Below are 26,694 nucleotides of genomic sequence, written 5' to 3'. Positions count from 1 at the left end.
AGGTATCTACTATGTCTGTTAGTTACAAGAAACTATGGAAACTTCTAATAGATCGAGACATGAAGAAAAAAGATTTATGTGCAGCGGCTGGAATTTCTCACGCCTCTATGGCGAAATTAGGAAAAAACGAGAACGTCACCACTGATGTACTGGTGAAAATATGTACTGCTCTTCAATGCGATATTAGCGATATTATGGAGCTGACAAAAGAAAATATACGCTGAGGAGGAGCATTTGTATTAATGGAACAGGCAGTTAAGAGAGACTCTCTCGTTCAGGTAAAACCTATTTTAAAGTGGGCCGGTGGTAAAACTCAAATGTTGAGTGATCTTTTGCCAAAGGTCCCAGTTTCTTATGGACGATATATTGAACCATTTATCGGTGGAGGTGCAATGTTTTTTGCATTGCAGCCAGAAAACGCTATTATAGCGGATAGCAATCCTGAACTCATCAATATGTATCGACAGATTGCACATAACGTCGAATCCGTCATAGACATTTTAAAAAGATACGAAAACTCATCAGATATGTTTTATTCCGTTAGAAGCCAAGACTGGACGAAGCTATCCGAAGAAGAGGCCGCAGCTCGGACAATTTTCTTAAACAAGACTTGCTTTAACGGCTTATATCGAGTCAATAAAAAAGGCCAATTTAATGTTCCTTATGGAAAATATAAAAACCCAAAAATCTGTGACGAGGACGCCTTACGGGCGGCCTCCAGCGTATTAAAGAAAGCTGAAATCATATGTGGCGATTATCTTTGGGTCTTAGATCATTATGCGCAGCCAGGAGATTTTATATTTTTAGACCCGCCGTATCTTCCCATTTCAGAATATTCTGATTTTAAGCGGTATACAAAAGAACAGTTTTATGAAGAAGATCATATAGAATTAGCAAAAACAGTTATGCGCTTACACGAACGCGGATGCTATATTCTTCTAACAAACTCAAACCATCCTCTAGTGCATGAATTGTATTCGCCATTCACTATCGACGTAATTCAAACGAAACGCCATATTTCCTGCAATGGTAGCGCACGAAAGGGAGAAGATGTTATTGTTACAATTCCACCTAAAACGAGAACTTTAACAAAACTCACTTCCGTATCCTTGCCTAACCAAGTATCCTCTTATCCTCCCACTCGCTTCATGGGTTCAAAAAGTAAACTTCTTAATGAAATTTGGGCGGTGGCATCACAGTTTGACGTCGATACTGTTGTAGATTTGTTCTCTGGTTCTGGAATTGTTGGCTATATGTTCAAGGCACAGGGCAAATCGGTTACTAGCAATGATTATATGGCCATGTCTGCAACATTTACCAAGGCAATGGTAGAAAACAGCACAGTAACTCTTCCCATGGAAGAGGCAAAAAAACTCCTTGTTTCACAAAAAGATTCCGATCACTTTGTTGCGACAACTTTTAAAGATTTATACTATACAGATGAAGAAAACGATTTAATTGATACATTGCGTACAAACATTGCTGATATGCACGATCAATATAAACGCGCAATTGCAATGAGCGCTCTTATCCGCGCTTGCATAAAAAAGCGTCCTCGCGGTATTTTCACCTACACAGGGCAGCGTTACAATGATGGCCGAAAAGATTTGCAGAAATCTTTATCGCAGCAATTTTTAGAAGCTGTCGATTCCGTAAACAATGCTGTGTTTGATAACGGAAAAATCAATCGTTCCAAGCATGGAGACGCAATGGATTTAAGAATTGAAACACCAGATTTAGTGTATATTGATCCGCCTTATTATTCCCCTCTATCAGACAATGAGTATGTTAGGCGATACCATTTTGTCGAAGGATTAGCGCGAGATTGGAAAGGCGTGGAAATTCAGGAACACACTCAAACTAAAAAGTTCAAATCATATCCTACTCCATTTTCTACACGAAAAGGCGCTGCTGATGCATTTGATCGTTTATTCAAGAAATTTTCAGACAGCATTCTTATGGTATCTTATTCCTCCAATAGTCTCCCAACCCAAGATGAGATGGTTGCGCTTCTTGCTAAGTATAAAGAACATGTCGAAGTAATACCTGTTGACTATAAATATTCTTTCGGTAATCAGAATAACGCAAAAACGCATCGAAATTCTGTACAAGAATACCTTTTTGTTGGATATTAAGGCGGTGAATTATATGGGATTCTGGCAGCTCGGCAATACGTCCGTCCGAAGTGCAATGCGTATTCGAGACGGTCTAATTGCATTATCTACTTCTACAATTCAAGGCAACATTCGAAAAGGAGAAGGCGATGCAGCTTTTCGACGGTTACTTGGAGAATGTGGTGTCGTTTCTCTTGGCGAGGACTCGACAAACAGTGTCGGTCGTAAGTGGCGTTCTGCTATGGGAAAACTCGGCTTTATCTATCCAGAAATTAAAGGTCACGTAGGATTTACTCAAAAGGATTTAGGCCCTTTGGATGTGATCACTCCCGCTGGATGGAACCTCATTCGTGCCGAAACAGTAGCCGCAATGCAAGAATGTTATTTGCGGGCGCTGGTAACCCCTTTGTCACCAACCGGTGATGGGAGGACATTTTCTCCTCTCTGTTGGACTTTAGCGCTGCTTCTAGCGCTGGAAAAACGTGTAGGAGAGCCAGCAATCAGCTTCATTGAAATGGCGCGAATTGTTCAAACTACAACCCCAACGGTTGACGTGGACAAAGTTGCTGATCACATATTAGAGTTGCGTAGCCAAAGAAATGCCGCTGAGAGAAAACGCATCTTCGATCGCGCTGTTTACGAGAGCGGCGCAGATGAAGTGGGTTGTAAGCCTCATACATTCATAGACTATGCTGATATGAATATTCGGTATTTAAAAGCTACTGGTATGGTACAGGCAAAAGGAAAGGGCATTGCATTAATTCCAGAAAAGCACGCTCTTGCTGTAGCACTTTCAAAACAAATTCTTTCCGATCAACCGTTACTCGATTTGTACCGCTCGTTGTGTAACGGTACACCACTGCCTACAGATAATGCAATTATCGCACACCAAGTGTTGGAAGATTTGATGGAAAAGCTTCAGATGTATGGAATTAGCTATTCCATAGTCGGAAGGCCGCTGGACACACCGGCCCACATTAATCAGGTGCGCTACGAAATAGAGGAGTTAATTTCTGAAAAGAAAGAAGAGCTTTACGCGCAAGAGCAAGCACACCAATGGCAAGAAATTGCTGCATACATGGAGCTGATTGCTTCGCGAAAAGATCGGCTGCGCTTGGGTCCCGATACAGAAATTCGTATTCCTAAAGCCGAAGCTCCTGCGTATTTAGAATGGATATTGTGGCGTGCCTTTCTCGCCATTGATACCCTGTCAAACAAGCCCTATGAAATGCGGAGATTCAAAATAGATCAAGATTTTTTGCCCGTCAGCACCGCTCCAGGAAATGGTCCTGATTTAGTGGCTGAATTTCAAGATTGCGTCGTTGTAATTGAAGTTACCCTTTCTGAAAGCTCTAGACAGGAAGCAATGGAAGGTGAACCTGTACGACGGCATGTGGCAGATTTGATGATGCAGTATAATAAACCTGTATATGGTCTGTTTATTGCAAATCGCATTGATTCCAACACCGCTGAGACCTTTCGAATTGGAGTTTGGTATACCAAAGATGATGAGCGTCTTGAACTGCACATCGTTCCCTTCACCCTATTGCAGTTTAGTTCCTTTTTTAAATCTCTTTTTATTAAGAATACCGCTTCACCAGCCGCAGTCATTGATTTGATGTCTAAATGTGAAGTTTATCGCAGTCAGTGTGAAGCTCCACAATGGAAGGCAAAAATCAACGATGTCGTCCAATGTTTAATTTGATTAACGTATTTTCCTTTTGGCGGAGGTGTTATGTATGAAGTTTGATACATTAATTCTTCGTTTTCGTGATCTGGTTACTGCGGATGGAGAAACCATAGCGAAACATAAAGAGATCATTGAGCACCATGAGGGAGAGCAACCGTATGTTTGGTGGGCTTGGTGGAGTAAAGGGCATGAAAAACTTCCCTTTGATGAATTAAGCCCATTTAAAATATTGGCAAACTCCACCCCACAGACTTTATTACTTGTAGATTCTGGACAGAAGTTAGTATATACGGCCGTATGCACTGATATTAAATTTAATGTGGGAGATAAGAAATTAACGTCTCCTGAGGAAAGTGCTACTCCGGAATATTACCGAACCCGGGACTATTATGCATGGTTCAAATTTACAAAAATCGAGCAAACAACTCCCGAGGTATTACATGGTTACTCATATGTTAACTGTAAAAATCTTTTTCGTGATGACAACGAGGACTACAGCAATTTTGATGATAAGAGGATTTTTTCAGTTAAAGAACTTATCCAACAAAACCGCACAATGTGGTTTGTCAGAAACGCGAAAGAAACCGATCGAGATAACGAAATTGTTCTGCTGAATTCAGAAATGATACAGCCCGCTCATTTTAGCAAACGCTACTATCAGTCCACGGGCGATACATTAATGTGGCTTTCTGACCTTCATCTTGCCGACCATGTTTTTCCTAACGATAATCAGCCAAGTCGTTCTACGCTAGCAGAACATTTACGTGAATGCACACAAGATAAAAATATTGCTGCGTTACTCATTTCTGGAGATATAACTTCCAGGGGAAGTGAAGATGGATTTCGGGATGCACAGAATCTTTTGCAAGATTTAAACTCTTCCATCACATTAAACTCAGAAAACATTCTTATCTGCCCGGGAAATCATGATTTTGCGTTTAAGGAACGGTTGGAAGATGGCCTACCCGAATTTATTTCTAACACGTCCGAAGAAGCAAAGCTGTATTCTAATTTTTATCGTTCTGTCTACCATTTACCACCCAATGAATATTTTGCTTGTGGCAAGAAACTATTGCTTTCTTCCGGGCACACTTTGGAAATAGCATGTTTAAACAGCCTTCGACTTCAGCAATATCGAAACTTCGAAGGCCATGGTTATTTATCACAAGAACAACTTGATTTTGTGGCAAACGGAATGGGCTGGAAAGATGACTGTAATAATAACAAGGCAATCCGTATAGTAATGATGCATCATCATTATTTGCCTACATGCTATGAAGAGATTGTTGACGTTAAGAGAGCAAGCAGCGCAGTATATGACGCTAATCGGTTAATGACATGGCTTGCTAAAATGGGAGTCAAATTGCTATTACACGGTCATAAACACACGTCGTTTATCTCCAGTATATCCTGCCCTTCCGATTCTTCTGCACCTTCTCTTGAATGCCAAAATATGAAAAATATCGTTGTGATTGGAATGGGCGGAACAGGTGCGCCTAATGCAGAAAACAAATTTGCAACGATGCAATTCACCAATAACAAATTAGTCATAGAATTCCATAAACTCTACAGTGATAAATCTTCTCGTGACTTTGTATGCCAAACCATCGAAATTCCTTTATAAGTGAGCGATTAAGTTATGATTAAAGTATTGATAACCGATCTTGATGATACGTTGTATTCATGGATAGGATTTTTTATCCCTGCGTTTTATGAACTAGTAGATGAACTATCAATCATACTAGCTGAAAGCCCTGCTGAGTTGTTAAACGAGTACAAAAAAGTCCACCAAGAAAAAGGAAGCGTTGAATATCCATATGCAACGCTTTATTTGCCTGCGGTTAAAAAAGCTTATCCGGATTGTTCTCAAAAAGAGTTGCTCGACATACTGAACCCCGCGTTTCATAAATTTAATTCTGTACGTAAGAAGCGGTTACAGCTTTATCCAAAAGTAGAAGAAACCCTTACTTTCTTGAAGCAACAAGGAATCACAATTGTTGGGTATACGGAATCAGCGGAAGAAAATGGATTCTACAGACTGAGAAAGCTTGGAATCGATCACCTTTTCCATAAAGTTTATGTTTCGGATAGCCAATATGTTTCTTCAAAAGGTTTTCCTACCTCTACTAAAACACAAATTGTCCATGGAAAAAAGCCTAATCCAGAGTTGTTAAAAGAAATTTGCAACTATGAATCCGTTCTTCCAAATGAGGCCATCTATATTGGTGATAGTTTAACAAAAGATATATATATGGCTCGCATGGCAGGTGTAACATCCGTGCTATGCAAATACCCCTGTAATACTGCTGAAATGGCAGATTGGTATAAAAAGCTTGTCGCCATCTCTCATTGGACAAAAGAAGATTTTGATCGCGAAAACCAAATCAAGCAAGAGTGTGTCACAAAGAACATTCGCCCAGATTATGTAATTGAATCTTTCGATGAAATTATTTCAATTATTGATTCTATTGGCTAAAGTTGTCCTTACTATACACGGCAAGTCTTAGCTCTCTTGTAACTCTAACGTTTTTAGTTCCATCGTCAGCGTAAAAACAGCGAGCGGCTTGCAAGGTAAAGTGGCTCTACCAAACTATAGGAGTCTGAGATAGCACAAGGTAGTACCACAGAGTATCCAAGACTCTAAGATAGTAGGGTGCAGAGCATAGAGAGTTTACAAAGAGCCACTTAGCAACTCCGGTTGGGAGAGCGGCTCCGGCGAGTGGAGGCGTACCGGAGCAGTGGGCTACCGGTACGCCGATGGTGCCAGGAAATGGTGCTGCATGGGGATGAAATCACACTACAGGTGCTGAAGGAGCCGCGCAGGACTTCTACGAGCAAGTCCTACATGTGGGTCTACCGAACCAGTGTCTACACTGAGTATCCATTAACCCGCCAAGGCCTTCCTCAAGGGCTTTTTCGGCTGGCTGCATACGGACGGCTACCAGGGGTCACAAACTGTCCGAGAATATCCGGGTAGTGAGCTGCTGGACTCATGCCAGTCCAAAATTTGACGAAGCGCTGCAAACGCTGCCCAAAGAGAAACGGCAGGATTCTCTGGCGGCCACCGGCGAGTGTTACTGCACCTGACTGTTTCAGCTGGAGCAGTCTCTCGTGGAGCTGACACCGAAAGAACGTTATACCAAGCGGCTGGAACTGGAGAAACCGGTTCTGGACGCTCTGTTGGCATGAGCAAATGAGTCCAGCGCCAAGGCCGCCCCAAAGTCTGCCCTGGGCAAGGCACTGCACTATCTGAAGGACGACAGACTGGAACTCTCCAACAGCCGCGCCGAGCGTAGCATAAAGTCCTTTGTGATGGGCCGGAAAAACTGAATCTTTTCCACCACCCTGCCGGGACTCAGTCTAGCGCCGTGATCTACAGCCTGCTTGAAACCGCAAAAGAGAATGACCTGGAGCCCTACCGCTACCTAGTTTGGCCCCTGAACAACGCACCGGGGCTGAGCCAGACGGATGAAGCCTGGACGGAATCCTTCCTCCCGGTGAACGCCCCCCGGGAATGTAAAGCTCCAAAACCATAATGGAAAACCGTCCACCATCTTTGACGGTTACCTAATATTGAAGCTGAAGGGGCTACGAGGGATTCTACAGGGTTCTGGTGGCGTAAGCCTGATGTAATGCGATTTATTTTTTCAAGGGGGGTGTGGTGTCTACGACACCCCCCTTGAAAAAATATTGTCTGGTGCTATTGAGCCTGACTGTATTCCTCTATCTGCACTACTTCTTGTATGTACACTTTAAAATTGGAGAGTAAAGATTTATACTACTTATAAGAGGTGATAACTATATGAATGATTGTTTAATTGTTGTTGGTAATGGGTTTGACCGTTTTCATGGCATACCTTCTTCATATTGGGATTTTAAAAAATATTTAGAAAGCCGTTATAACACCGATGATTTCCTTGAAAAAATCGAACGTTTTATAGCTGAAGATGAGTTATGGTGCAATTTTGAAACAGCCTTAGGCAATTTGGAAGAAGATGAATTAAGAGAATATTTTAGTGATGAAATTAAAAGTTATGGAGACGATGATTGGAGTGATAGTTACCATCATGCATATCAATTTGCAATTGAAGAAGGATTGAGTTTTGCAAGTCAGATACCAGAATACTTAAAAGATTGGATTCGTGCCTTGGACATAGACGATATTGCCCCTCAATTATCTACAAATATTATTTCTCCATACGCTTTTTACATAACATTCAACTACACAAGAACCTTAGAAGATGTATATGATATTCCTGACAGGCAGATTTGTCATATACATGGTTCTGTTGATGATTTTAAAGAGTTGATTGTAGGGCATGGAGATAAAAGTTCATTTACAAGACCACCACTGTACAGTTATGAAGAGGACGACGATATCCGTTTGGTTGAAGGAGAAGAACTTATTGCAGAGTATTTCAAAAAGACTTACAAAAATGTAGAAAAAATAATTAAGCAGAATAAAGACATTTGGAACGGATTAAAGAAAGTAAAGAAGGTCTATATACTCGGTCACTCTCTTTCAGATATTGATATGCCGTACTTTGAAAAGATTTATCAATCTGTTCATCCTAAATGTAAATGGTTTGTATCCTATTATGAACCAGAAGATAAACACTATTTTAAAAATGTGCTAAATAATATCGGGATAAGTAAGGATAATATTTTTTTAATTAGGTTAGATGAATTAGCCCTTTACTCTAGGTAAAAGTACCACTACCTGGTTTGGCTCCTGCATAACGCGCCGGGGCTCAGCCAGATAGATGACGCCTGGGCCGAATCCTTCCTCCCGGTGAACACATTCCCTGAATGTAAAGCGCCAAAAATGCCGACCACCATCTCATTGCCTGTGCGCTGAGATGGCAGTCTTATTATGCACCCGGAGGCTTGTTGGTTACGTCTCATCTATCAAAAAAGCCCTTATCTGGAATTCTTTCTCATTTCCAGATAAGGGCCTTTTCACTCTAATTCTTCTTTTACAGTCAAATCAACTGTGCGTTTCAACGCTTCCAAATGATAATCAGCAGTTCTCAAATCTTTTCGATCAATGCATTGTTCGATTAAATCAAGTTTATCCTTAACAACCAATCGTATTGTTTGAAGAGCACGTGCATATCGGATAGCTAATTCTCTATCTGTATACTCTTTTTCCTTTGGGTGCATTGATTCAGACGTCAGTGCCGAAATACGCTTCACACGCGCCTCTTTAATATTATCCGCTGGTTGATCTTCATCCGTCTCAGATACCAAACTCAATCGATCCAATTTGATATGAACACTTTGTCCATCATCTTCTATTAATACAACCCCAAAGCGGTCTGAAATTTCGCGCAAGGCATAGAGCAATTCAGCTGTGTTTTCAATTTTAGGCGGACGCAAAGAAACCGGCTCCACCCCAAGTGCTTCAGCAATTTTTTTCAACTGATCGTCTTTGGGATTGCGTATGCCATATTCATATTTTTGTAAAAGGGCAACGTTGATTCCAGATGCTTTAGCTACGTACTTCTGTGTAAGGCCCTTTTGTTCACGTATTGCTTTTATGCGTTGTCCCACTGTCAACATCAACATTCCCCCCTTTATGTATAATACCATCTACTCGCTTGAAAATAAACCTTGCGAATAAATAAATCAAAACATAAACAGATATAAGGATTGACACCCATTTTGGGTGTTGCTATAATATAGCTACAGAACACCCTTTTTGGGAGTCTTGAACCTTGAAAACCGAATCAGCCCAAATCCCTTTCAAACTGTACGCCATAACCAACCACACGAACAGGAGGAATCCATTATGGCGAGACAAACCAAACGCAAACAGGCAGAACCCACCACTTTTCCCATTCTCAAAACAGTGGAACAGATGAGCAAGATCAGCGGCATCGGTGAAAACCGGCTGCGTCAGTTGATGGACAACGGTGAACTGGAGTACATTCAGAACGGCAACCGCCGTCTGCTCACCGACGAGGCCATCTGGGACTGGTATGACCGGATGAAGTGCCCCGCAGTTGCCAACAAGTAATTGGCAGGGAGGCACACAAACCTATGGCAATTCGTGAACGACAGGTCAAAAACAAGCGAAACAGCAACGGCGTCCTCACCGGGAAGCCGGGCACTGTTTACGACGTGAACCTGAAATACTATCAAAATGGCGTACAGAAATCCTACGGCAAGCGCGGCTTTGTCACCAAGAAAGATGCCTTGCAGCACGAAGCGGAGATGCGCCTGAAACTGCAAGCCCCTTCTTTCAGCAGCGTATCTCAGGCGGAGAGCAGACAAAAGCTACGGGACTATCTCAATACCTGGGTCGAGAACTACAAGCCTAACCTGCGCCCCAGTACATACCACGGCTATTGCAGCCACATCCGCAATCAAATCATTCCCATTCTGGGGGAGGTACGGCTGAACGCTCTTACCCCGGCCATGATCGACGACATGATCCGGCAGCTGTTCGACCGTGACCTCTCCCAAAGCACCGTCCGCTACTGCCAACGGATTCTCAGTGTGTCGCTGGGCTGCGCCGTCAAATACGGGTACATCGACACCAACCCTGCCAAGAACATCATCACCAAGTTCAGCAAGACGTCCAATGTTCCAGACCCCTACACCATCCCCCAGCTGCAACAGTTCTTTGCTATTGTAGCTGGAACCAAATGGGAGTTTCCGGTGGTCATTGCCGCCCTGTATGGCCTGCGTATCAGCGAGATACTGGGCCTGCGCTGGCGCAATGTGGACTTGGACGCACGGGAGCTGCGGGTAGTGGAACAGCTTCCCTACGGACTGGAGAAGGGTGTACACGAGGTTTCGGAGATGGCCCCGGTAAAATCCAAGGAAGCGGGCCAAGGCCGCACACTGCCCATTACAGAGGTTTCTCTGCGGTTCTTCCTGCGCCAGAAGGAGATACAGGAGCAGCAGAAGGCCCTGTGCCGCAGCAGCGGCACTCCCTACTATGACAATGATCTGGTGTATGCCAAGCCGGACGGAAGCCCCTACCGGCGGGACAAGCTGTCCAATGAGTTCGGACAGGTGGTGCGCCGTTCCGGGCTGCCCCACAACCGTTTCCACGATCTCAGACACGCAGCGGCAACCAATATGCACCAGCTTACCGGCGATTACTATACCGTCAGTGAGATTCTGGGCCACACGCTGGAGGGCACCGCAAAAAGTCTGGGCTTTACCACACAGGTCAACACCGTCACCGCCCGTTATGTGGAAGTGCGCCGGGAACGCAAGCAGGCGGTACTGAAATTGTACCACGAAGCAGCGCTGTTGCCTGCCGAGGTCTCAGAAAATCCCGGCCAGAATTCCCCATAACTTTTTATAAGTTCCCATTCGTTTCTACCCGGTTTTAGCACAACCGGGCAACAATTCAGGCAACAAACAGCGTTTTCAGGGCCAGAAACCAGACGCGATCTGGAGCACAAATTCCTGCACCGGGCAACAAAGCAGCCGGGCAACACACCGGCAGCGCCCCGTGAAAAGAATAGAAAAAAGCCCCAAAAACAACCGTTTCTGGGGCTTTTCTGGCGGAAGCGGTGGGATTCGAACCCACGTGCCCTTGCGGACAACCGCATTTCGAGTGCGGCTCGTTACGACCACTTCGATACGCTTCCATATAAAATTGTTGGGGTGATTGGGGAGAATGTCACACGATTTCGAGTTTCGCACCTTCGACCACTCGGACAACTCTCCAGATTGGATTTGCATCGTCTATTATAGCAAAATCCCGGCGACGCGTCAATTTGAAATTTGCGCGCCGCCGGGATTTTTTCGCTTTTTGCTTTAGCCGATCAGACTCCAGTGCTTGTCCACCTGATTCAGCACCTCGCAGCCGTTGGCGGTCACCAGCACCAGGTCCTCCACCCGCACGCCGAATTCGCCCGGCAGGTAAACGCCCGGCTCGATGGAGAAGATCATGCCCTCCTCGGCCACCAGCGGGCTTGTGCTGCTCACATCGCCCTGCTCGTGGTCGGTCTGGCCGATGAAATGCCCCAGCCGGTGGGTGAAGTATTCCCCGTAGCCCTCGGCGGCGATCAGATCCCGGGCGGCGGCATCCAGCTCGCTCAGCTTCACGCCCGGCTTCACCAGCACCTCGGCGGCCTCGTTGGCCCGGCGCACCAGATCATGGATGGCGGCATACTTCGGGTTCGCCTCTTTGCAGAAGTAGGTGCGGGTCATGTCCGAGCAGTAGCGCTGCTTTTTGCCGCCGATGTCGATCACAATGCAGTCCCCGGCCTTCAGACGGGTCTCATCCGGCATGTGGTGGGGATCTGCCGCGTTGGCCCCGAAAGAGACGATGGGCGCAAAGGACACATCCTCGCAGCCCAGCGCCTTATACTGGGCCAGAACGAAGGCCTCGCCCTCCTTCTCGGTCATACCCTCCTTCAAAAAAGCCACGGTGCGGCGCATCACCTCGTCGTTCAGACGGGAGTTCATGCGCATCAGCTCCCGCTCGGCCTCGTCCTTGCGGGCGCGGGCGTCGTCCACGCAATCCGAGGCCAGGCGGCACTCCATGCCCGGGCAGGCGGCCATCAAGGGCAGCAGGAACCGGGCGGGCCATTCCTTGTCGATGCCCAGGGGTTTTGTCTTATCCACCCGGGCGGCGATCATGCCCACGCCGTCGTCGGTGTCGGTCATCCACACCGCCTCACAGGGAGGATTCGGCACATGGAACAGCCGGTTCAAAAACAGCACGCTGCCCTCTTTGCGCAGATACAGCGCGAACAGCCGCTCGTAGGGCTCCACGTCCACCCCGGTCAGGTACCAGACGCTCTTGGGATCGCTCACGATCATCTGCTCCAGCCCCTGGGCCTTCATCGCGCCCAGCACCCGCTCCCGGCGGGCCTTCCAAACCTCTTCCATGGTTTTCATTGCCTCCTTGCATTTGCGGCCCTCCGGGCCGCTTTCCAAATCATTATCTCCATCATAATCACCGGGCGGGCCGCTGTCAACGCCCGCGCTTTGCCCCGCCGGGCAGAGCGTGTTATAATAGATCATAAGCCAACACCGCACGATTCACGGCAAACGCCTCAGACGGAGCATCCCGCCGGAATGCTGCGGCATTGCTCAAAAGGAGGCGCTGTGTTATGCCTTATTATCAACTGTCCGCCCCGCTGCAGCCCCTGACCGCGCCGCCTGCTGTGTGGGACCGGGTTCTGGCGGTGCTCACGCCGGAGGCGGCTGCTTGCGCACCTCTGCCCGAGCAGCTGAAGCCCCCCGCCCATTTTGCCCAACCGGACCAGCTGCGCTACTACCGGGTGGACTTCGACGCCGGGCGCATTCTGGGCGCACTGCACATTCCCGCCCGGGCCAAACAGCCCGCCAAAAGTCTTGCCTTCGTGTGGGAGGGCTCCAACGTCCTTCTGCTGGCCTCGGAGGAAACCGGCACGGCGCTTTTGTCCCAGGTGCTGGCCATGCGCCCCCACGACCAGGGCGGCGCGGGGGATTTTCTGGTGGACCTGCTCACCGCCCTGATTCAGGACGGCCTGCCCTACATCCAGCAGCTGGAGGAGCGGGCCGCCCAGCTGGAGCAGGAGATTCTGGCCGGTCGTACCGACCGGTTCATCCACCGGATGAGCGCGCTGCGCAAGGAGCTGAACCGGTGCAACCGGTTTTACGCCCAGTTGAACGACCTGGCGGACACCCTTCTGGAAAACGCCGAGGACCTGCTGGGGCCGGAGAGCGCCCAGCGCATGGGCCACTTTGGCCGCCGGGTGGAGAGCCTGCGGGCGGAAAGCCAGATGCTGCGGGAATACGCCAGCCAGATCGCCAGCGAATACCAGGCCCAGATCGACATCGGGCAGAACCGGATCATGAAGGTGCTCACGGTGGTGACCACCCTCTGCCTGCCCCTTTCGCTGATTGCCGGATGGTACGGCATGAACTTTGCCCATATGCCCGAGCTGCAATGGGCCTATGGCTATCCGGCGGTGATTCTGGTCAGCGCCGGAATTCTGCTGGGCAGCCTGTGGTATTTCCGCAAAAAGAATTTCTGGTAATTCCGGAAAACGCGCAAGAGGTGCCGGCCCCTTCGGGCCCGCACCCCTGTTTTTTGTGGTTTATTCCTGCCCCTTGGCCCACAGCGTTTCCAGCCGGGCCATCAGGGTTTTCTTTTCCGCCTCGCTCACAAAGGCGCTTTCCAAAGCGGTTCGGTCCATGCGGTAAAACTCCTCATCGGTAAAACCGAACCGCTCCGCCAGCACCCGGTGCTCGTTGGCCAGGGTGGTGGCCGAGACGGTGGGGTTATCCGTATTCACGGTCACCCGCAGCCCTGCCTGCTGGAATTTGCGGATGGGATGCTCCGCCGGGTCCGCCACCGCACGGGTCTGCACGTTGCTGGTGAAGCAGCATTCCAGCGCCGCGCCGCTCTCCCGCAGCCGGTCCATGCACTCCCGGGAGCGGATGGCCGCGGTGCCGTGGCCGATGCGTCTTGCCCCGAAGGAGAGGGCGGTGAGGATGTTCTCCCAGCTGCCGCACTCCCCCGCATGGATGGTGAAGGGGATGCCCTCCGCCTTTGCCCGGGCAAACAGAGGCCGGTACTGCTCCATGGGCACCATGCCCTCGGCCCCGGCAATGTCCACCCCCACAACGCCCTGGCCCAGATACCGCCGGGCGGCCTCCAGGGTGGCTGCGTGGTCCTTGTCGCCGCCCACCATGAAACAGAGCAGCAGGCCGATGCCGATCTCCGGGTGCTCCTTGCGAGCGGCCCGGATGCCCCGCAGCACCGCCTCCACCGCCTGCTGCTGGGTCAGGCCTTTCGTGCAATGGCTGGCGGGCGCAAAGCGCAACTCGGCATATACCAGACCCTGCCGCGCCAGGCGGCAGACCAGATCAAAGGCGCAGCGCTCCAGCGCATCGGCGTACTGCAGAACCCGCAGCGGGATATCGAAGCATTTCAAATAGTCCACCAGATTTTCACACCGCGGCTTTGCGGCCAGCGCCCCGGCCAGGTCCTCCGGCACTTTTTGTCCCTGTTTTATCAGGCACTCCCGTGCAAAGGCCTCGGTCAGCGCCCCGTCCAGATGCAGATGCAGCTCCACTCGTCCCGGATACATTCGTTCTCCCGTCCCTTCTCGTTTTGTTTCTGCCCGCCCGGTGCCGGCACAGGCCTGTTTTTTTGCCTATTATACCACAGGGATATTCCCCGCTGCCAGCGCCCGGACTTTTATTTTATTGCACATTCCCTCACCCCATCCGTGCAGCTTTGGCCGCTTTGCGTGCCCCGGCCGTACGGCTGATCCATTGCCCGCCGCACCCCAGCTTTTGCCGGGGTGCTTTTCCACTTTCTGATACCAAACAATAAGGAGGACCCCCATTATGGCCATTCATGTGGTAAACGAAGCCCGGCGCTGCCTGAACTGCAAGGTGCCCCAGTGCCGCACCGGCTGCCCCATCAACACCCCCATCCCGGACATGATCCAGCTGTTTCTGAACAGCCAGCTGGACACCGCCGGCAAAATGCTGTTTGAGAATAACCCCTTAAGCGTTGTCTGCTCGCTGGTGTGCGACCACGAAAAGCAGTGCGAGGGCCACTGCGTGCTGGGCCGCAAAAGCGCCCCGGTGCACATCTCCAGCATCGAGAACTACATCTCGGACAGCTACCTGGACCGGATGAAGATCCAGCGCGAGGCAAACAAGGGCAAGCGGGCGGCCATCATCGGTAGCGGCCCCGCGGGCATCACCATCTCGGTGCTGCTGGCCCAGAAGGGCTACGACGTGACCCTGTTTGAAAGCCGGGAGAAGATCGGCGGCGTGCTGCGCTACGGCATCCCCGCCTTCCGGCTGCCCAAGTCGGTGCTGGACCGCTACAAGGACCAGCTGATTAAGCTTGGGGTAAAGATCCGGCCCAACACCGCCATCGGCGGTGCCCTCACGGTGGACGACCTGCAGCGGGACGGCTACCAGGCCATCTTCATCGGCACCGGTGTATGGCGGCCCAAAAAGCTGGGCATCCCTGGCGAGAGCCTGGGCCATGTGCACTTCGCCATCGACTATCTGGTGAACCCGGATGTATACGAGCTGGGCAGCGAGGTGGCGGTGATCGGCGCGGGCAACTCGGCCATGGATGTGGCCCGCACCGCCCTGCGCAAGGGAGCAAAGCATGTGACCATCCTCTGCCGGGCCGACAAGCCCGCCGCCAGTGTGCGTGAGGTGGACTACGCCCTGGCCGACGGGGTGGAATTTGTCTACGGCATCCACAGTGAGCTCATCACCGATCAGGGCGTGGAATACCGGCAGGCCACCTTCGATGAAAACGGCCAGGTCATCGAGATGAGCGAGCCCGCGCTCTTTTCTGCCGACAGCGTGATCATCGCGGTAAGCCAGGGCCCCAAGGACAAGATCGTGAACACCACCACCGGCCTGAACACCACCAATCACGGTCTTCTGGCCACCGACGAGACCGGCCACACCAGCCGCCCGGGCATCTTCGCCAGCGGCGACGTGGTGCTGGGCGCCCGCACCGTGGTGGAAGCGGTGAAGTATTCCAAGACCGTAGCTGCCGCCATGGACGAATACCTGCAGAGTCTGGGCTGAGTCCCGTGCCGCACACAGCGGCCCTTCCGCAGCTTTGCAAAACACAATCATAACCCCACGTTGAACGTGGGGTTTGCGGAACGGCCCTATAAGGGCCATTATTCCAGCAGCACCTAAAGGTGCGTAATGAGCAACGCCAACCGCACTTGGCGTTGCTTTTTTACTTCTTTATTCTACTGTCGGTCGGGATATCCGGTGAATCATCATCAAGATCCGCTATATTTTTGAACGGGTCTTCATATTCTCTGAAACTCAGCTGATCGCTCATCTGATCTTGCATTTCCTGTTCTTGGATGTACTTGCGGATCTTTGCCTCATTTCCTCCAACCGTATTTACATAGTACCCTTTTGCCCAAAACACTCTCCTTCCATATTTGTACTTTAGATTCGCATGCCTCTCAAAAATCATCAACGTACTCTTGCCTTTCAAGTATCCCATAAAATCTGCTACCGCCAATTTCGGCGGAATCGATACGAGCATATGAATGTGGTCTGGCATTGCATGCCCCTCAATGATTTCCACATGCTTGTAATCACAAAGCATCCTCAGGATTTTTCCAATATCTTTTCTTAATTTCCCGTAAATCACCTTTCTGCGATACTTTGGCACCAGCACAATGTGATATTTGCAATTCCAACTCGTATGTGATAAACTTTTTTCGTCCATATGGATGAACCTCCTTTTGCTTTAGTGCGGTTGGCGTTACCCGCTTCTATTGTAGCAAAAGGAGGTTCTTTTTTACCGTTTCAACGCTCGTGCTCTTCTCGTCCACAAGCATAGCTTGTGGTTTTCTAGTTAAAACAAAGAACGCCCCGGCCTGAGCCGGGGCGTTCTTTGTTGAAAAGATAAAAGGAAGGGACAAGACCCTTTGCCCGCCTGTACGCCCGGTTCAGCGCACCAGCACCAGAGCCACATCGTTCACATTGGTGCCGGTGGGCCCGGTCACGATCAGCCCGCCGGTTTTTTGCAGGGCATGATAGGCGTCGTTGTTTTCCAGCACCTGGTGAATGGTCAGTCCCTCGGCCAGCAGCGCGGCCCGGGTGCTTCCGTCCACATAGCCGCCCGCGGCATCGGTGGGACCGTCGGTGCCGTCGCTGCCCACGCTGAACACCGCCGCATTCTCCATGCCCGCGATGCCCTCGGCAGCGGCCAGGGCAAGCTCCTGGTTGCGGCCGCCTTTGCCCTTACCAGTCAGCTTCACCACCGTTTCGCCCCCGGCGATAAAGGCCATGGGATGCTCGGGGTGGGCGTGGGTCCTGGCGATGGAGGCCAGAAAGTTCCCGGCTTCCCTGGCCTGACAGCATAACCGGTCGGTGAGGAGCACCGGCTCATACCCCAGCTCACGGCAGACCCGGGCAGCGGCGGCGCACAGCTGACGCACACTGCCGGTGATCTGTGTCTCCACATTATCCAGCTGCTTGGGAGTTTCCTGTTTGAGGCATTCCAGAGCCGCGCCGCTCAGGGTCAAACGGTACTTCTCCACCACCGCCAGCGCCTGGGCGCAGGTGGAGGAATCCGGGCAGGCGGGGCCGGAGGCGATCATATCCAGCGGGTCACCCAGAATGTCGCTGAGCACCACCGCGAATACCCTGGCCGGTGCGCACAGTCGGGCAAAGCGCCCGCCCTTCACCGCGCTCAGCCGCTTGCGCAGGGTGTTCATCTCCACGATGTCCGCCCCGCAGGCCAGCAGCTGACCGGTGATGTCCTGCAGCTCTTCGCCGCTCACCAGCGGCTTTTCAAACAGGGCGCTGCCGCCGCCGGAAAGCAGAAACAGCACGGTGTCACCCTCGCCCGCGTCCTTCACCAGGTCCAGCGCGGCCTGGGTGGCGGCAAAGGAGTTCTCATCCGGCACCGGGTGGCCTGCCTCGTAGCAGGTGCAGCGGGGAATGGGGCCTTTCACGTGGCCGTATTTGGTCACCACCACACCGGCACAAAGCCTGTCGCCCAGCCGGGCCGCGGCGGCACCGGCCATCTGCCAGGCCGCCTTTCCCGCCGCCACCAGCAGCACCCGGCCGGAAAACACCCGGCCGCTCAACGCGCGGTGTACCGCCTCGTCCGGTAGAACCGCCTGGATGGACCGCTCGATGATGGTATTCGCATCGCTGCGCAAGCTGCTGTTCATAACACATTCCTCGCTTTTCGATCGTATCAATGCCCACCGTCTGTGGTGCTGCAGGAAAAACTTGAATCCGGCAAAGCAAAAAGCCTTGCAGAATTGCTTCTGCAAGGCTTTTTGTTGGTGGGAGCGGGTGGATTCGAACGGCCGGAGACCTCCCGTTTCTTCTTTCCCCCGCTTCCTGCCTTGGTTTTTTCCTTAAATTCTGCGGATTCTGTTTTCCATAATACCATTGATTTCGCCCCGTTTCAATGCAGTGTGGTCCAAAAAACGGGGTCCGAAATCATTGCACAAAACCGAAAGGAGCTTACCCATGCCTGTTTTCCGCGTCCCGAAACGGAACAACTACACCGTTATGAGCAATGTCCATCTGCGGGATCCCAATCTTTCACTGAAAGCCAAAGGACTGCTCTCCTATATGCTCTCCAATCCAGATGACTGGGACTACAGCATTCGCGGTCTTGCCAGCCAGAATCGGGACGGTCTGGACAGCGTCCGCACCGGGCTGAAGGAACTGGAAGCTCACCATTACTTAAAGCGCGAAAAGGTACGCGATGCACAGGGCCATATCATCGACTACGATTATCAAATTTTTGAACAGCCCTTTTCCTGATTCGCCCGTCCTGGTCTGAAATCGGCTTTCCCATGATTGGATTTTCCAAATACGGAGATTCCGATGCAACCAAGTATAGAAGAGAGTAAATATAGAAAGAACCAAATATGGAACCTACTATCTGAAAAGAGGAAAGCGCCTTCTTTTCATTTTAAAATCCCAGGCTCGAAAGCTCGGCGCTTCTTCCCGCAGCCCATTGCGCTGCCTTCTTCGGCACACCGCTCTATTCAGCCGGTAAACTTCCAGCAAGCACGGCATTTGTCCACACAAACGCCACTTGTCAGGGGAAAATCCCTGATACCCCATTCCATCTGAAAGGATTCTGCACCATGCGAAATAGATCAATCCGCTTTGAAACGTTTCTATCGAAAGAAGAGGCGCAGCACCTGGAACATCTGCAAACCGTGAGCGGCCTGTCCAAGAGTGCCATTGTACGCCAGTTGATTTCCGGCTGTTCCATCAAGCCGCGCCCCGCGGAAAGCTACCGGGAGCTTTCCAGAGAGCTGTCCGCCATCGGGAACAATCTGAACCAGATCACCCGTCTGGCCAATGCAACCGGTCGACTGGATGATCCGCAAATTCGGCAGGTTTCCGCGATCATGCAGCAGGTTTGGACTGTGGTGCATAATACTCTATAACCCCTCTTATCTGCTATGAGCATTCACTATATTCTGCTGCATTGATTCCTATTTATCTTCCCTGACTCAACCGCTGGGACAGCTCAATCAAACGGCCTGCACAAGCACGCACCTCTTCCTCTTTCAGGACGCCTTCCCTCAAAGCTTTCCGGATATCTGCATCATCCTGCGGGTTTCCTGGCATGATCACATCGTTTCCTGCTGCCGCACACTGCCAGGGAATACTGCCATCTGCGGGAACGGTGGTGTTCCAATCAGACATAATCAGTCCGTCGAATCCCCATTCCTTACGAGCTACCACCGTACACAGATCTCTGCTGTTCGCCGCCTGCACACCATTGATACGATTATACGAAGTCATGATCGCTGCCGGAGCTGCCGCCTTGACCACAATTTCAAATCCTCGCAGATAAATCTCTCGCAACGCTCGTTCCGAAACACGCACATCCACGCCCATTCGGTGATCCTCCTGGTTGTTGCACGCAAAATGCTTGATGGTCACCCCTCGGCTGCCGTCATGCTGCACGCCGCGGGTCACCGCCGCCGCAATCATGCCGGACAGCAGCGGGTCCTCCGCATAATATTCAAAATTACGTCCGCAGAGTGGATTCCGGTGAATATTCAGTCCCGGGGCCAACCACAGATCGATATGGAATTCCTCCATTTCCGCGGCAATCGCCCGCCCGAATTCATCCATAAGTTCAAGATCCCAGCTTTGAGCCAGCGCCGTGCCCACCGGAAATGCCGTACAGAATTGATAGTAGGTGTCCGCATTGTCATGATGCTTCGGCTCATCCAAGAATCCGTTGTCCAAGGACCCCAATACTCCGGTGGGAATCACCTCACCCGTATCCCGATCAACCTGATAGCTCTGGCGCAGCCGGAGACCGGCAGGGCCATCCGCCATAATCAGCGACCGAACCCCACGGGATGTCTCCAGCGCCTCGGACGTCTCGCCCGCAGAACCAGGCACGCGGATTCCCGCGGAACCCAAGGTGCTGGCGCCTTTTGTGATATTGCCGTAAAGCAGAGGGATCAACTCCTCCACCGGGCCGTCTGCCAGCGGGACTATTGCGGCCTGCGCCTTCTCCTCCGGCTCAGGGTTGAACCGAACGCACGGCAGTTTCATCTGTGTGGCCAGCGCCGCCTTCTCCATTGCAGGCGCAGCACATTTCAGTTCTTCAAAGGGATGCTGCACCGGGCAGATCGGATGTGTGCGCTCCAGCACCTTTTCTGTCTCCACCTTCAGGTGGGCGCAGGGCTTACAGTTCACACTACTATTGCCTACAAAAAGAGTATACACGCCTTGTTCCAGGATCCACGCTTGCTTTTCCTGAGAAAAGGCAGCCAGCTGCTTCGCATCCACCGCAATCGTTACACACTGAGTCTCCCCCGGTCCAAGTTGCTGCGTCTTTGCAAAGCCCACCAAACGCCGGTATTCCTTTGCGCCCCCGTTCTGCGGGCAAGCTGCATAAACCTGAACCACTTCACGGCCCGCATAAAGTTTGCCGGTATTGCTCACCTTAACTGCCACCCGAACAGCATGCGCATCAGCCTCCACCCCTTCAAACTCTACCGAAAACTCGGTGTAGGACAGTCCGTAGCCAAACGGGAATAAGGGCTGTATATCAAAACTATCAAAGTAGCGATAGCCCACATAGATTCCCTCTGTGTAAATTTCTTTCTCCAAATCGCCATTGCACGCCCCGAATGTATCTGCACTGGGGTAATCCGTATAACGACGTGCCCAGGTGGCAGTAAGTTTCCCCTCCGGGACCACTTTCCCAAGCAGAACATCTGCAACGGCAGCTCCTCCCTGCTGACCCAGCTGAGAAATCTGCAGAATCGCCGCCAGATGGTGCATCTGCTCCATCAGGTCGGTCAGCTCCACCGGACCTCCCGCATTGATCAGCAGGATCACCGGAAGTTCTGCCGCATCTAACCTGCGAAGATCTTCCCGCTCCTGTTCGCTCAGCCGATAATCGCCTTCCTGTGCGGTTCGATCCTTTCCTTCTCCCGAAATGCGACTGATCACATACACCGCAGCAGCGGCCCCCCGCCAGTCTTCCGGTTCAATGTCTCGCCCCTGCGGAAACACAAAAGGGTTGTCTGCATAGGCATCGAAGGGATTTTCCACCTTTTTTGCATCTTCCAGAATTTTGTCTCTCCACTGAAAGCGCGCCGTCATATACCGTTTCTCATAGTCTTCTATCCATGATTCACTGGTCAGAGGCACTCCAACCGCCTTAAGGCCCTCATAAATCGAGATATTCTCCCGATTGTTCACATCTCCGGAGCCGATTCCGCCCTTTACCGTATGCCCTGCACCGTTTCCGAACAGCGCAATTGGCGCCGTTGCCGCCAGTGGCAAGATCCCATTATTTTTCAGCAGTACGATCCCAGATGCTGCTGCTTTTCTCGCCAGTGCGGCGTGACAAATTTCTCGCGCAGCAGGAGCCGCATCCCGGCTGCCGCTAAAATTATGCGTTATTACCATAAAACAAACTTCCTCTCAAATATGAATACACAAAAGGCCGCCATAGTGTTGTATACTATGACGGTCTTTTTGCCGGGGATTATTCTTTCACGCCGCCCAGCGTGATGCCGGCGATAATGTATTTGGACAGCAGCAGATAAACCACAATGATCGGAACGATCGCCACCATAATCATCATATAAATCTTGCCCATATCAAAATTCATATAGTCAGCGCCGCGCAATGTGGCAATTAGGATGGGAACCGTCATCTTGTCCTTCGACTGAATAATCAGGGCAGGAACAAAGTAGTTATTCCAAGAGCCCACAAAGGTAAAGATAGCCTGCACCGCTACCGCAGGTTTCATAATCGGCAGCACAATGCGGTTGAAGGTCATAAATTCGCCAGAACCATCGATCCGCGCCGCTTCCACCAGCGAAAGCGGCAGCGAGGACTCCAGGTAGCTGTACATAAAATAGAACACAGCCGGAGACGCCACCGAAGGCAGGATGAGCGGCAGCAGCGAATCATACAGCCCAATGTTTGTCATCAAGCGCAAGAAACCCATGGCTGTGACCTGTGTGGGCATGACCAGAATCGCCATAATAAATGTAAACGCAACTTTTTTCAGCTTAAACTGATAGGCATACAGTCCATAAGCAGTAAGCGCCGAAAAATAAGTACACAATGCCGCCGTGCAGGTGGAGACGATCAGGCTGTTCAGGATTCCCCGGAACATGGGGAAGCTGCCGTCATTCGCCACACTTTTCAGATTTTCCAGAAAATAGTTGCCGGGCAGCCAGCTGAACCCTTTCTGCAGATCCGCATGAGAGCGAGTGGCGTTGACGATTAAGATGTAAAAGAAGAACAGGCACAGAAAGGACAGCACGATCAAAATAAAGTAAGCGAGGATCGTTTCGCCCAAATTACCTTTTTTATGTTTCATGCTTTGCTGCCTCCTTTTGCTTTCTTGGCGGCCCGCGCCGTGCCTGTTTTATCCTTACCGTTCGTCATGCGATAGACAAAGAAGCACAGAACGCCGCTGACGATAAACAGATAGACCGAAAGCGCACCAGCCATACCATAGTTACGGCTCTTCAAATGGCTGTTCAGGAACATGATCAGCGTCATGGAGGTGCGGTTCGGATTGCCCTGTCCGTTGGTCAGGATCTGCGGCACATCGAACATCTGCAATCCACCGATGATGGAGGTAATCAGTGTGTACGCCAGAATCGGGCGGATCAGCGGCAAGGTAATATAGAAAAAGCGCTTTACACTGCCGCAGCCATCCAACTCGCAAGCCTCAAAAATGTCCGGGCTGATGCTCATTATGGCAGCCATCAGCATAATGGTCGTGTTGCCAAACCACATGAGGAAGTTCATCAAGCCGATCAGCGAACGGGTACCGAACGCAGTGCCCATAAAATCGATCGGTTCAGAAACCATTCCCACAGACAGCAAAATCGAATTGATGGGGCCATTGGTGGAAAACAGCGCAAAGAAAAGCATGGCAAATGCCGACGCCATAATCAGATTCGGCAGATAAATAATAATTTGAATATCAGTAAATTATGACCTCTCAACAGAGGTTACAGTGTTTTAATAAAATCCTCCAAAAGCCTTGAAAATAAAGGATTTATCGCAATGTGTCTGCCTTATCTCTTTATACGGTTACACACAAGTTTACTCTTTCCCTCATTGCTCATAAGGGCAAATACAAGGGCAAGAAAATCTCATAACAAGATATAACAAAGTGTGGCAATCGGAGAACTGTGATGTATGTGCGAATATATTATAACGGAGGATTTTTCAATGGACAAGTACATTTACGATGATAAAAATGGTCTGTGGTATGAACTGCAAGGAGATTATTATATCCCATGTCTTATCTTACCAGCCGAAAAAGAACAGCCTATTGGTTTGTGGGGACAGCGGCACTTGCGGTATCTGAAAGAATACCGCCGAGCCACCTACATAACCTTGTTCACAAGCGGCAGGCTGAACAATTACCTTGCTGACATCGACAGGCAGGCGCAGGAGTGCATGGAAAGGCTCACAGAGCAGATGAAACGGGCGCAGGGTATTACGGAGCAGTTAAAGGCGGAAAACGCTTTGGAATGGACACAGAGAATGAATAACATACGGGCGTGTGCAAAGGAGATTGTGGAAAAAGAAATCATCTTTGCATAAGAAGACAGCGGTAGGACTTAGTTTTCCTACCGCTGTATCACTTAAATCAAAAAATATATTGACATTTTTCTATGTGTTGCATATAATAACACATAGACATTTATCTATGGGAGGTGATTGAGAGAGATGGATGAAAAAAGAATTGCGGCAATTTTCAAAGCGTTTTGTGATGAAAACCGCATTAGGATTATAAAACTGCTGCGTTCAGGTGAAAAATGCGCCTGTAAGCTACTGGAAGAAATCAATGTCACGCAGCCCACACTTTCCCACCATATGAAAATTCTTTGTGACGCTGAAATAGTTGTCGGGCGCAAAGAGGGAAAATGGACACACTATTCTATTTCAGAAAAAGGTGCGGAGCAGGCAAAAGAATGTTTGCGGCAGTTGACAACACTTGATGTTGAAAGCGAAAACAAGTCGTGCTGTGAAAACTGAGGAAGTTTATTGATTGCTTTTCCGCACGGCTTATATTCGGGACAATAAATCGACATATTTCAATATAACTATATGAAAGGGGCTTTTTATGGAGACACTAAAAACAATTTGGGACTTTTTTCAAAATGAAGTCCTCGGTATGAACTGGCTGAATCGCCTCATTGAAACATTTTTGAACGCTTGCGGTTTAGATACCACGGGCAAAATAGGAGGAAGTATTCAGTTTTTCATCTATGATACCATAAAAATTATGGTACTGATTGGCGTTTTGATTTTGATTATCTCGTATATTCAAAGTTATTTCCCGCCCGAAAGAGCAAAAAAGATACTCGGCAGATTTCACGGCATATGGGCGAATATCATCGCAGCTCTGCTCGGTACGGTAACACCGTTTTGCTCGTGTTCCTCTATTCCGCTGTTTATCGGATTTACAAGCGCAGGCTTACCACTTGGAGTTACATTCTCCTTTTTGATTTCTTCGCCGATGGTTGACCTCGGAAGCCTTGTCTTACTGATGAGTATTTTCGGCTGGAAAGTTGCTGTTTTATATGTAATATTCGGTTTAGTAATCGCTGTGGCTGGCGGAACGATAATTGAAAAGCTGCACCTCGATAATCAAGTGGAAGAATATATCCGAAACGGTCACTCAATTGATGTTCCGCAGGAGGAGCTGCATTTCAAAGACCGTATGAAATTTGCGTGGGAACAGGTTGTTGAAACCGCTAAAAAGGTTGCTCCTTATGTTCTGATCGGCGTGGGCATTGGTGCTTTCATTCACAACTGGATTCCTGAAGAATTTATTGTCAAAGCACTTGGCGAAAATAATCCGTTTGGCGTAATTCTTGCTACGATAGTAGGTATTCCGATATATGCGGATATTTTCGGTACAATCCCGATTGCAGAAGCCCTGCTTGCAAAAGGTGCTTTGCTCGGCGTTGTGCTTTCCTTTATGATGGGCGTTACAACGCTCTCGCTCCCTTCAATAATTATGCTTCGCGAAGCAGTTAAGCCGAAACTGCTCGGTATTTTCATTGGAATATGTGCCGCTGGTATTATTATTGTAGGCTATCTTTTCAACGCAATACAATATTTAATTGTTTAATTTTAGGAGGTTATTATTATGGCATTATTTAATTTTGGAAAGAAAAAGGAAGAAGAAAAGAAAACACCTGCTTGCGCTTGTAGCTGTGGTTGTGCTGCCAGCGAAGCAGAAAGCATTACAAACGATTGCTGTCCTGATTTGAAAGAGGGAGAAATCTGCTGTATCAAGGTATTAGGTTCAGGGTGTTGTCATGCTCTTTATGAGAACACACAATCCGCCGTTAAAGCAATGGGGATTTCCGTAGAAGTAGAATATATTACGGACTTGAAAAAGGTTATGGAATATGGCGTTATGAGTGTACCTGCTCTTGTTGTCAATGAAAAGGTTGTTGCTATGGGCAAGGTTTTGAAAGCCGCTGATGTAGTTGCTCTGTTGCATAAGTTGGGATTTTGATTATGAGTAAGAAGAAAATCGCTTTTATCTGTGTTCACAACTCCTGCCGCAGTCAGATTGCAGAAGCACTTGGAAAACATTTGGCGGGAGATAAGTTTGATTTCTATTCTGCTGGAACAGAAACAAAACCACAAATCAATCAGGATGCTGTGCGGCTTATGAAACAGCTTTATGGGATAGATATGGAGAAAAGCCAGTATAGCAAGACGATTGATAAAATCCCCACGCCTGATATTGCGATTTCAATGGGGTGTGATGTCGGCTGTCCCTATATCGGTAGAGCATTTGATGATAATTGGGGTCTTCCCGATCCGACGGGCAAAAGTGATGAATGTTTTATACAGGTCATTGAGAGAATATCTCAAAAAATAAAAGACTTGAAATTAGAAAAGTAA

Annotated in this window: 27 protein-coding genes, 1 tRNA gene and 1 pseudogene; 20 read left to right on the top strand and 9 right to left on the bottom strand. The window is 49.6% G+C overall.

Annotated features, from left to right (window positions below):
• Nucleotides 1-11: 11 nt before the first annotated feature.
• From PH256_RS05415 to PH256_RS05380, 9 genes are all read left to right on the top strand, one after another.
• The gene (locus tag PH256_RS05415; protein ID WP_270913309.1) at nt 12-224 is read left to right on the top strand and encodes a helix-turn-helix domain-containing protein; all 213 of its coding nucleotides are present in this window, start codon (nt 12-14) and stop codon (nt 222-224) included.
• 18 nt (nt 225-242) lie between these two features.
• Nucleotides 243-2,135: a Dam family site-specific DNA-(adenine-N6)-methyltransferase gene (locus tag PH256_RS05410; RefSeq protein WP_270913307.1), complete on the top strand. Its 1,893-nt coding sequence runs from the start codon at nt 243-245 to the stop codon at nt 2,133-2,135.
• Nucleotides 2,122-3,819: an AlwI family type II restriction endonuclease gene (locus PH256_RS05405; RefSeq protein ID WP_270913305.1), complete on the top strand. Its 1,698-nt coding sequence runs from the start codon at nt 2,122-2,124 to the stop codon at nt 3,817-3,819. Before PH256_RS05410 ends, PH256_RS05405 begins: the two co-directional genes overlap by 14 nt.
• A 34-nt stretch (nt 3,820-3,853) precedes the next feature.
• A complete protein-coding gene (locus tag PH256_RS05400) occupies nt 3,854-5,428 on the top strand; it encodes a metallophosphoesterase family protein (protein ID WP_270913303.1) in 1,575 nt (524 codons plus the stop codon).
• Between the two features lie 15 nt (nt 5,429-5,443).
• Nucleotides 5,444-6,280, top strand: a complete 837-nt coding sequence (locus PH256_RS05395) for an HAD-IA family hydrolase (RefSeq protein ID WP_270913302.1) — start codon at nt 5,444-5,446, stop codon at nt 6,278-6,280.
• Between the two features lie 294 nt (nt 6,281-6,574).
• Nucleotides 6,575-6,781, top strand: a complete 207-nt coding sequence (locus PH256_RS05390) for an IS66 family transposase (RefSeq protein ID WP_270913300.1) — start codon at nt 6,575-6,577, stop codon at nt 6,779-6,781.
• A 251-nt stretch (nt 6,782-7,032) separates the two neighbouring features.
• Nucleotides 7,033-7,134, top strand: a complete 102-nt coding sequence (locus PH256_RS15300; protein ID WP_442866652.1) for an IS66 family transposase — start codon at nt 7,033-7,035, stop codon at nt 7,132-7,134.
• A gap of 38 nt (nt 7,135-7,172) precedes the next feature.
• Complete coding sequence (locus PH256_RS05385) at nt 7,173-7,340, top strand: transposase domain-containing protein (RefSeq protein WP_270913298.1); 168 nt, start codon at nt 7,173-7,175, stop codon at nt 7,338-7,340.
• Between the two features lie 266 nt (nt 7,341-7,606).
• Nucleotides 7,607-8,512 (top strand): bacteriophage abortive infection AbiH family protein, encoded by a 906-nt coding sequence (locus PH256_RS05380; protein WP_270913296.1) that lies wholly within the window; start codon nt 7,607-7,609, stop codon nt 8,510-8,512.
• 251 nt (nt 8,513-8,763) lie between these two features.
• Here PH256_RS05380 and PH256_RS05375 read toward each other — a convergent pair whose 3' ends face one another.
• Entirely contained in the window at nt 8,764-9,366 is a 603-nt protein-coding gene (locus PH256_RS05375) for a helix-turn-helix domain-containing protein (protein ID WP_270913294.1), read from the bottom strand.
• Between the two features lie 229 nt (nt 9,367-9,595).
• On the opposite strand from PH256_RS05375, the gene PH256_RS05370 reads away from it, so the two are divergent.
• On the top strand, nt 9,596-9,823 hold the full coding sequence (locus PH256_RS05370; RefSeq protein ID WP_110441170.1) for a DNA-binding protein: 228 nt from the start codon (nt 9,596-9,598) through the stop codon (nt 9,821-9,823).
• A gap of 23 nt (nt 9,824-9,846) precedes the next feature.
• A complete protein-coding gene (locus tag PH256_RS05365; protein ID WP_270913289.1) occupies nt 9,847-11,115 on the top strand; it encodes a tyrosine-type recombinase/integrase in 1,269 nt (422 codons plus the stop codon).
• Nucleotides 11,116-11,325: 210 nt separating this feature from the next.
• Here the strand turns inward: PH256_RS05365 and PH256_RS05360 are convergent.
• Both PH256_RS05360 and PH256_RS05355 read right to left on the bottom strand, forming a co-directional pair.
• A tRNA-Ser gene (locus PH256_RS05360) sits at nt 11,326-11,414 on the bottom strand.
• 169 nt (nt 11,415-11,583) lie between these two features.
• Nucleotides 11,584-12,663, bottom strand: coding sequence for a M24 family metallopeptidase (locus PH256_RS05355; RefSeq protein WP_270913287.1), 1,080 nt, complete (start codon nt 12,661-12,663; stop codon nt 11,584-11,586).
• Between the two features lie 224 nt (nt 12,664-12,887).
• On the opposite strand from PH256_RS05355, the gene PH256_RS05350 reads away from it, so the two are divergent.
• Entirely contained in the window at nt 12,888-13,799 is a 912-nt protein-coding gene (locus PH256_RS05350) for a magnesium transporter CorA family protein (protein ID WP_270913285.1), read from the top strand.
• Nucleotides 13,800-13,859: 60 nt separating this feature from the next.
• Here the strand turns inward: PH256_RS05350 and add are convergent, their stop codons facing one another.
• Complete coding sequence (gene add / locus PH256_RS05345; protein ID WP_270913283.1) at nt 13,860-14,855, bottom strand: adenosine deaminase; 996 nt, start codon at nt 14,853-14,855, stop codon at nt 13,860-13,862.
• Between the two features lie 262 nt (nt 14,856-15,117).
• Here add and PH256_RS05340 point away from each other — a divergent pair, with 262 nt between their 5' ends.
• Nucleotides 15,118-16,335 (top strand): NAD(P)-dependent oxidoreductase, encoded by a 1,218-nt coding sequence (locus PH256_RS05340; RefSeq protein WP_270913281.1) that lies wholly within the window; start codon nt 15,118-15,120, stop codon nt 16,333-16,335.
• A 160-nt stretch (nt 16,336-16,495) separates the two neighbouring features.
• Here PH256_RS05340 and tnpA read toward each other — a convergent pair whose 3' ends face one another.
• Both tnpA and PH256_RS05330 read right to left on the bottom strand, forming a co-directional pair.
• Nucleotides 16,496-17,002 (bottom strand): IS200/IS605 family transposase, encoded by a 507-nt coding sequence (gene tnpA, locus PH256_RS05335; RefSeq protein ID WP_270913279.1) that lies wholly within the window; start codon nt 17,000-17,002, stop codon nt 16,496-16,498.
• Nucleotides 17,003-17,225: 223 nt separating this feature from the next.
• Nucleotides 17,226-18,458 (bottom strand): glycerate kinase type-2 family protein, encoded by a 1,233-nt coding sequence (locus PH256_RS05330; RefSeq protein ID WP_270913277.1) that lies wholly within the window; start codon nt 18,456-18,458, stop codon nt 17,226-17,228.
• A gap of 307 nt (nt 18,459-18,765) precedes the next feature.
• Between PH256_RS05330 and PH256_RS05325 the strand changes: the two genes are divergently transcribed.
• Both PH256_RS05325 and PH256_RS05320 read left to right on the top strand, forming a co-directional pair.
• Nucleotides 18,766-19,065 carry a helix-turn-helix domain-containing protein gene (locus tag PH256_RS05325; protein WP_058963920.1) on the top strand — a complete coding sequence of 100 codons (300 nt, stop codon included), beginning with the start codon at nt 18,766-18,768 and terminating at the stop codon, nt 19,063-19,065.
• Between the two features lie 329 nt (nt 19,066-19,394).
• Nucleotides 19,395-19,703, top strand: a complete 309-nt coding sequence (locus tag PH256_RS05320; protein WP_270913275.1) for a MobC family plasmid mobilization relaxosome protein — start codon at nt 19,395-19,397, stop codon at nt 19,701-19,703.
• A 52-nt stretch (nt 19,704-19,755) separates the two neighbouring features.
• On the opposite strand, the gene PH256_RS05315 is transcribed toward PH256_RS05320, so the two are convergent.
• The 3 genes and pseudogenes from PH256_RS05315 to PH256_RS05305 all read right to left on the bottom strand — a co-directional run.
• On the bottom strand, nt 19,756-22,200 hold the full coding sequence (locus PH256_RS05315; protein WP_270913272.1) for a glycoside hydrolase family 3 protein: 2,445 nt from the start codon (nt 22,198-22,200) through the stop codon (nt 19,756-19,758).
• 79 nt (nt 22,201-22,279) lie between these two features.
• A complete protein-coding gene (locus PH256_RS05310; protein ID WP_058963917.1) occupies nt 22,280-23,125 on the bottom strand; it encodes a carbohydrate ABC transporter permease in 846 nt (281 codons plus the stop codon).
• A pseudogene (locus PH256_RS05305) lies at nt 23,122-23,736 on the bottom strand (carbohydrate ABC transporter permease); the annotation flags it as partial. The pseudogene PH256_RS05305 and the gene PH256_RS05310, both read right to left, overlap by 4 nt.
• Before the next feature lie 255 nt (nt 23,737-23,991).
• On the opposite strand from PH256_RS05305, the gene PH256_RS05300 reads away from it, so the two are divergent.
• The 5 genes from PH256_RS05300 (at nt 23,992) to PH256_RS05280 (ending at nt 26,694) form a co-directional block, all read left to right on the top strand.
• Entirely contained in the window at nt 23,992-24,369 is a 378-nt protein-coding gene (locus tag PH256_RS05300; protein ID WP_270913269.1) for a TnpV protein, read from the top strand.
• A 126-nt stretch (nt 24,370-24,495) separates the two neighbouring features.
• Nucleotides 24,496-24,804 carry an ArsR/SmtB family transcription factor gene (locus tag PH256_RS05295; protein ID WP_270913267.1) on the top strand — a complete coding sequence of 103 codons (309 nt, stop codon included), beginning with the start codon at nt 24,496-24,498 and terminating at the stop codon, nt 24,802-24,804.
• A gap of 88 nt (nt 24,805-24,892) precedes the next feature.
• Complete coding sequence (locus PH256_RS05290; protein WP_270913265.1) at nt 24,893-25,906, top strand: permease; 1,014 nt, start codon at nt 24,893-24,895, stop codon at nt 25,904-25,906.
• 18 nt (nt 25,907-25,924) lie between these two features.
• The gene (locus PH256_RS05285; RefSeq protein ID WP_033125794.1) at nt 25,925-26,299 is read left to right on the top strand and encodes a thioredoxin family protein; all 375 of its coding nucleotides are present in this window, start codon (nt 25,925-25,927) and stop codon (nt 26,297-26,299) included.
• Between the two features lie 2 nt (nt 26,300-26,301).
• The gene (locus PH256_RS05280) at nt 26,302-26,694 is read left to right on the top strand and encodes an arsenate reductase ArsC (RefSeq protein WP_270913263.1); all 393 of its coding nucleotides are present in this window, start codon (nt 26,302-26,304) and stop codon (nt 26,692-26,694) included.

This window comes from Allofournierella sp. CML151, from assembly GCF_027853465.1.
GTDB lineage: Bacteria > Bacillota > Clostridia > Oscillospirales > Ruminococcaceae > Allofournierella.
The sequence above is the reverse complement of the archived record's forward strand: the minus strand, read 5'-3'. Positions and strand labels throughout refer to the sequence as shown.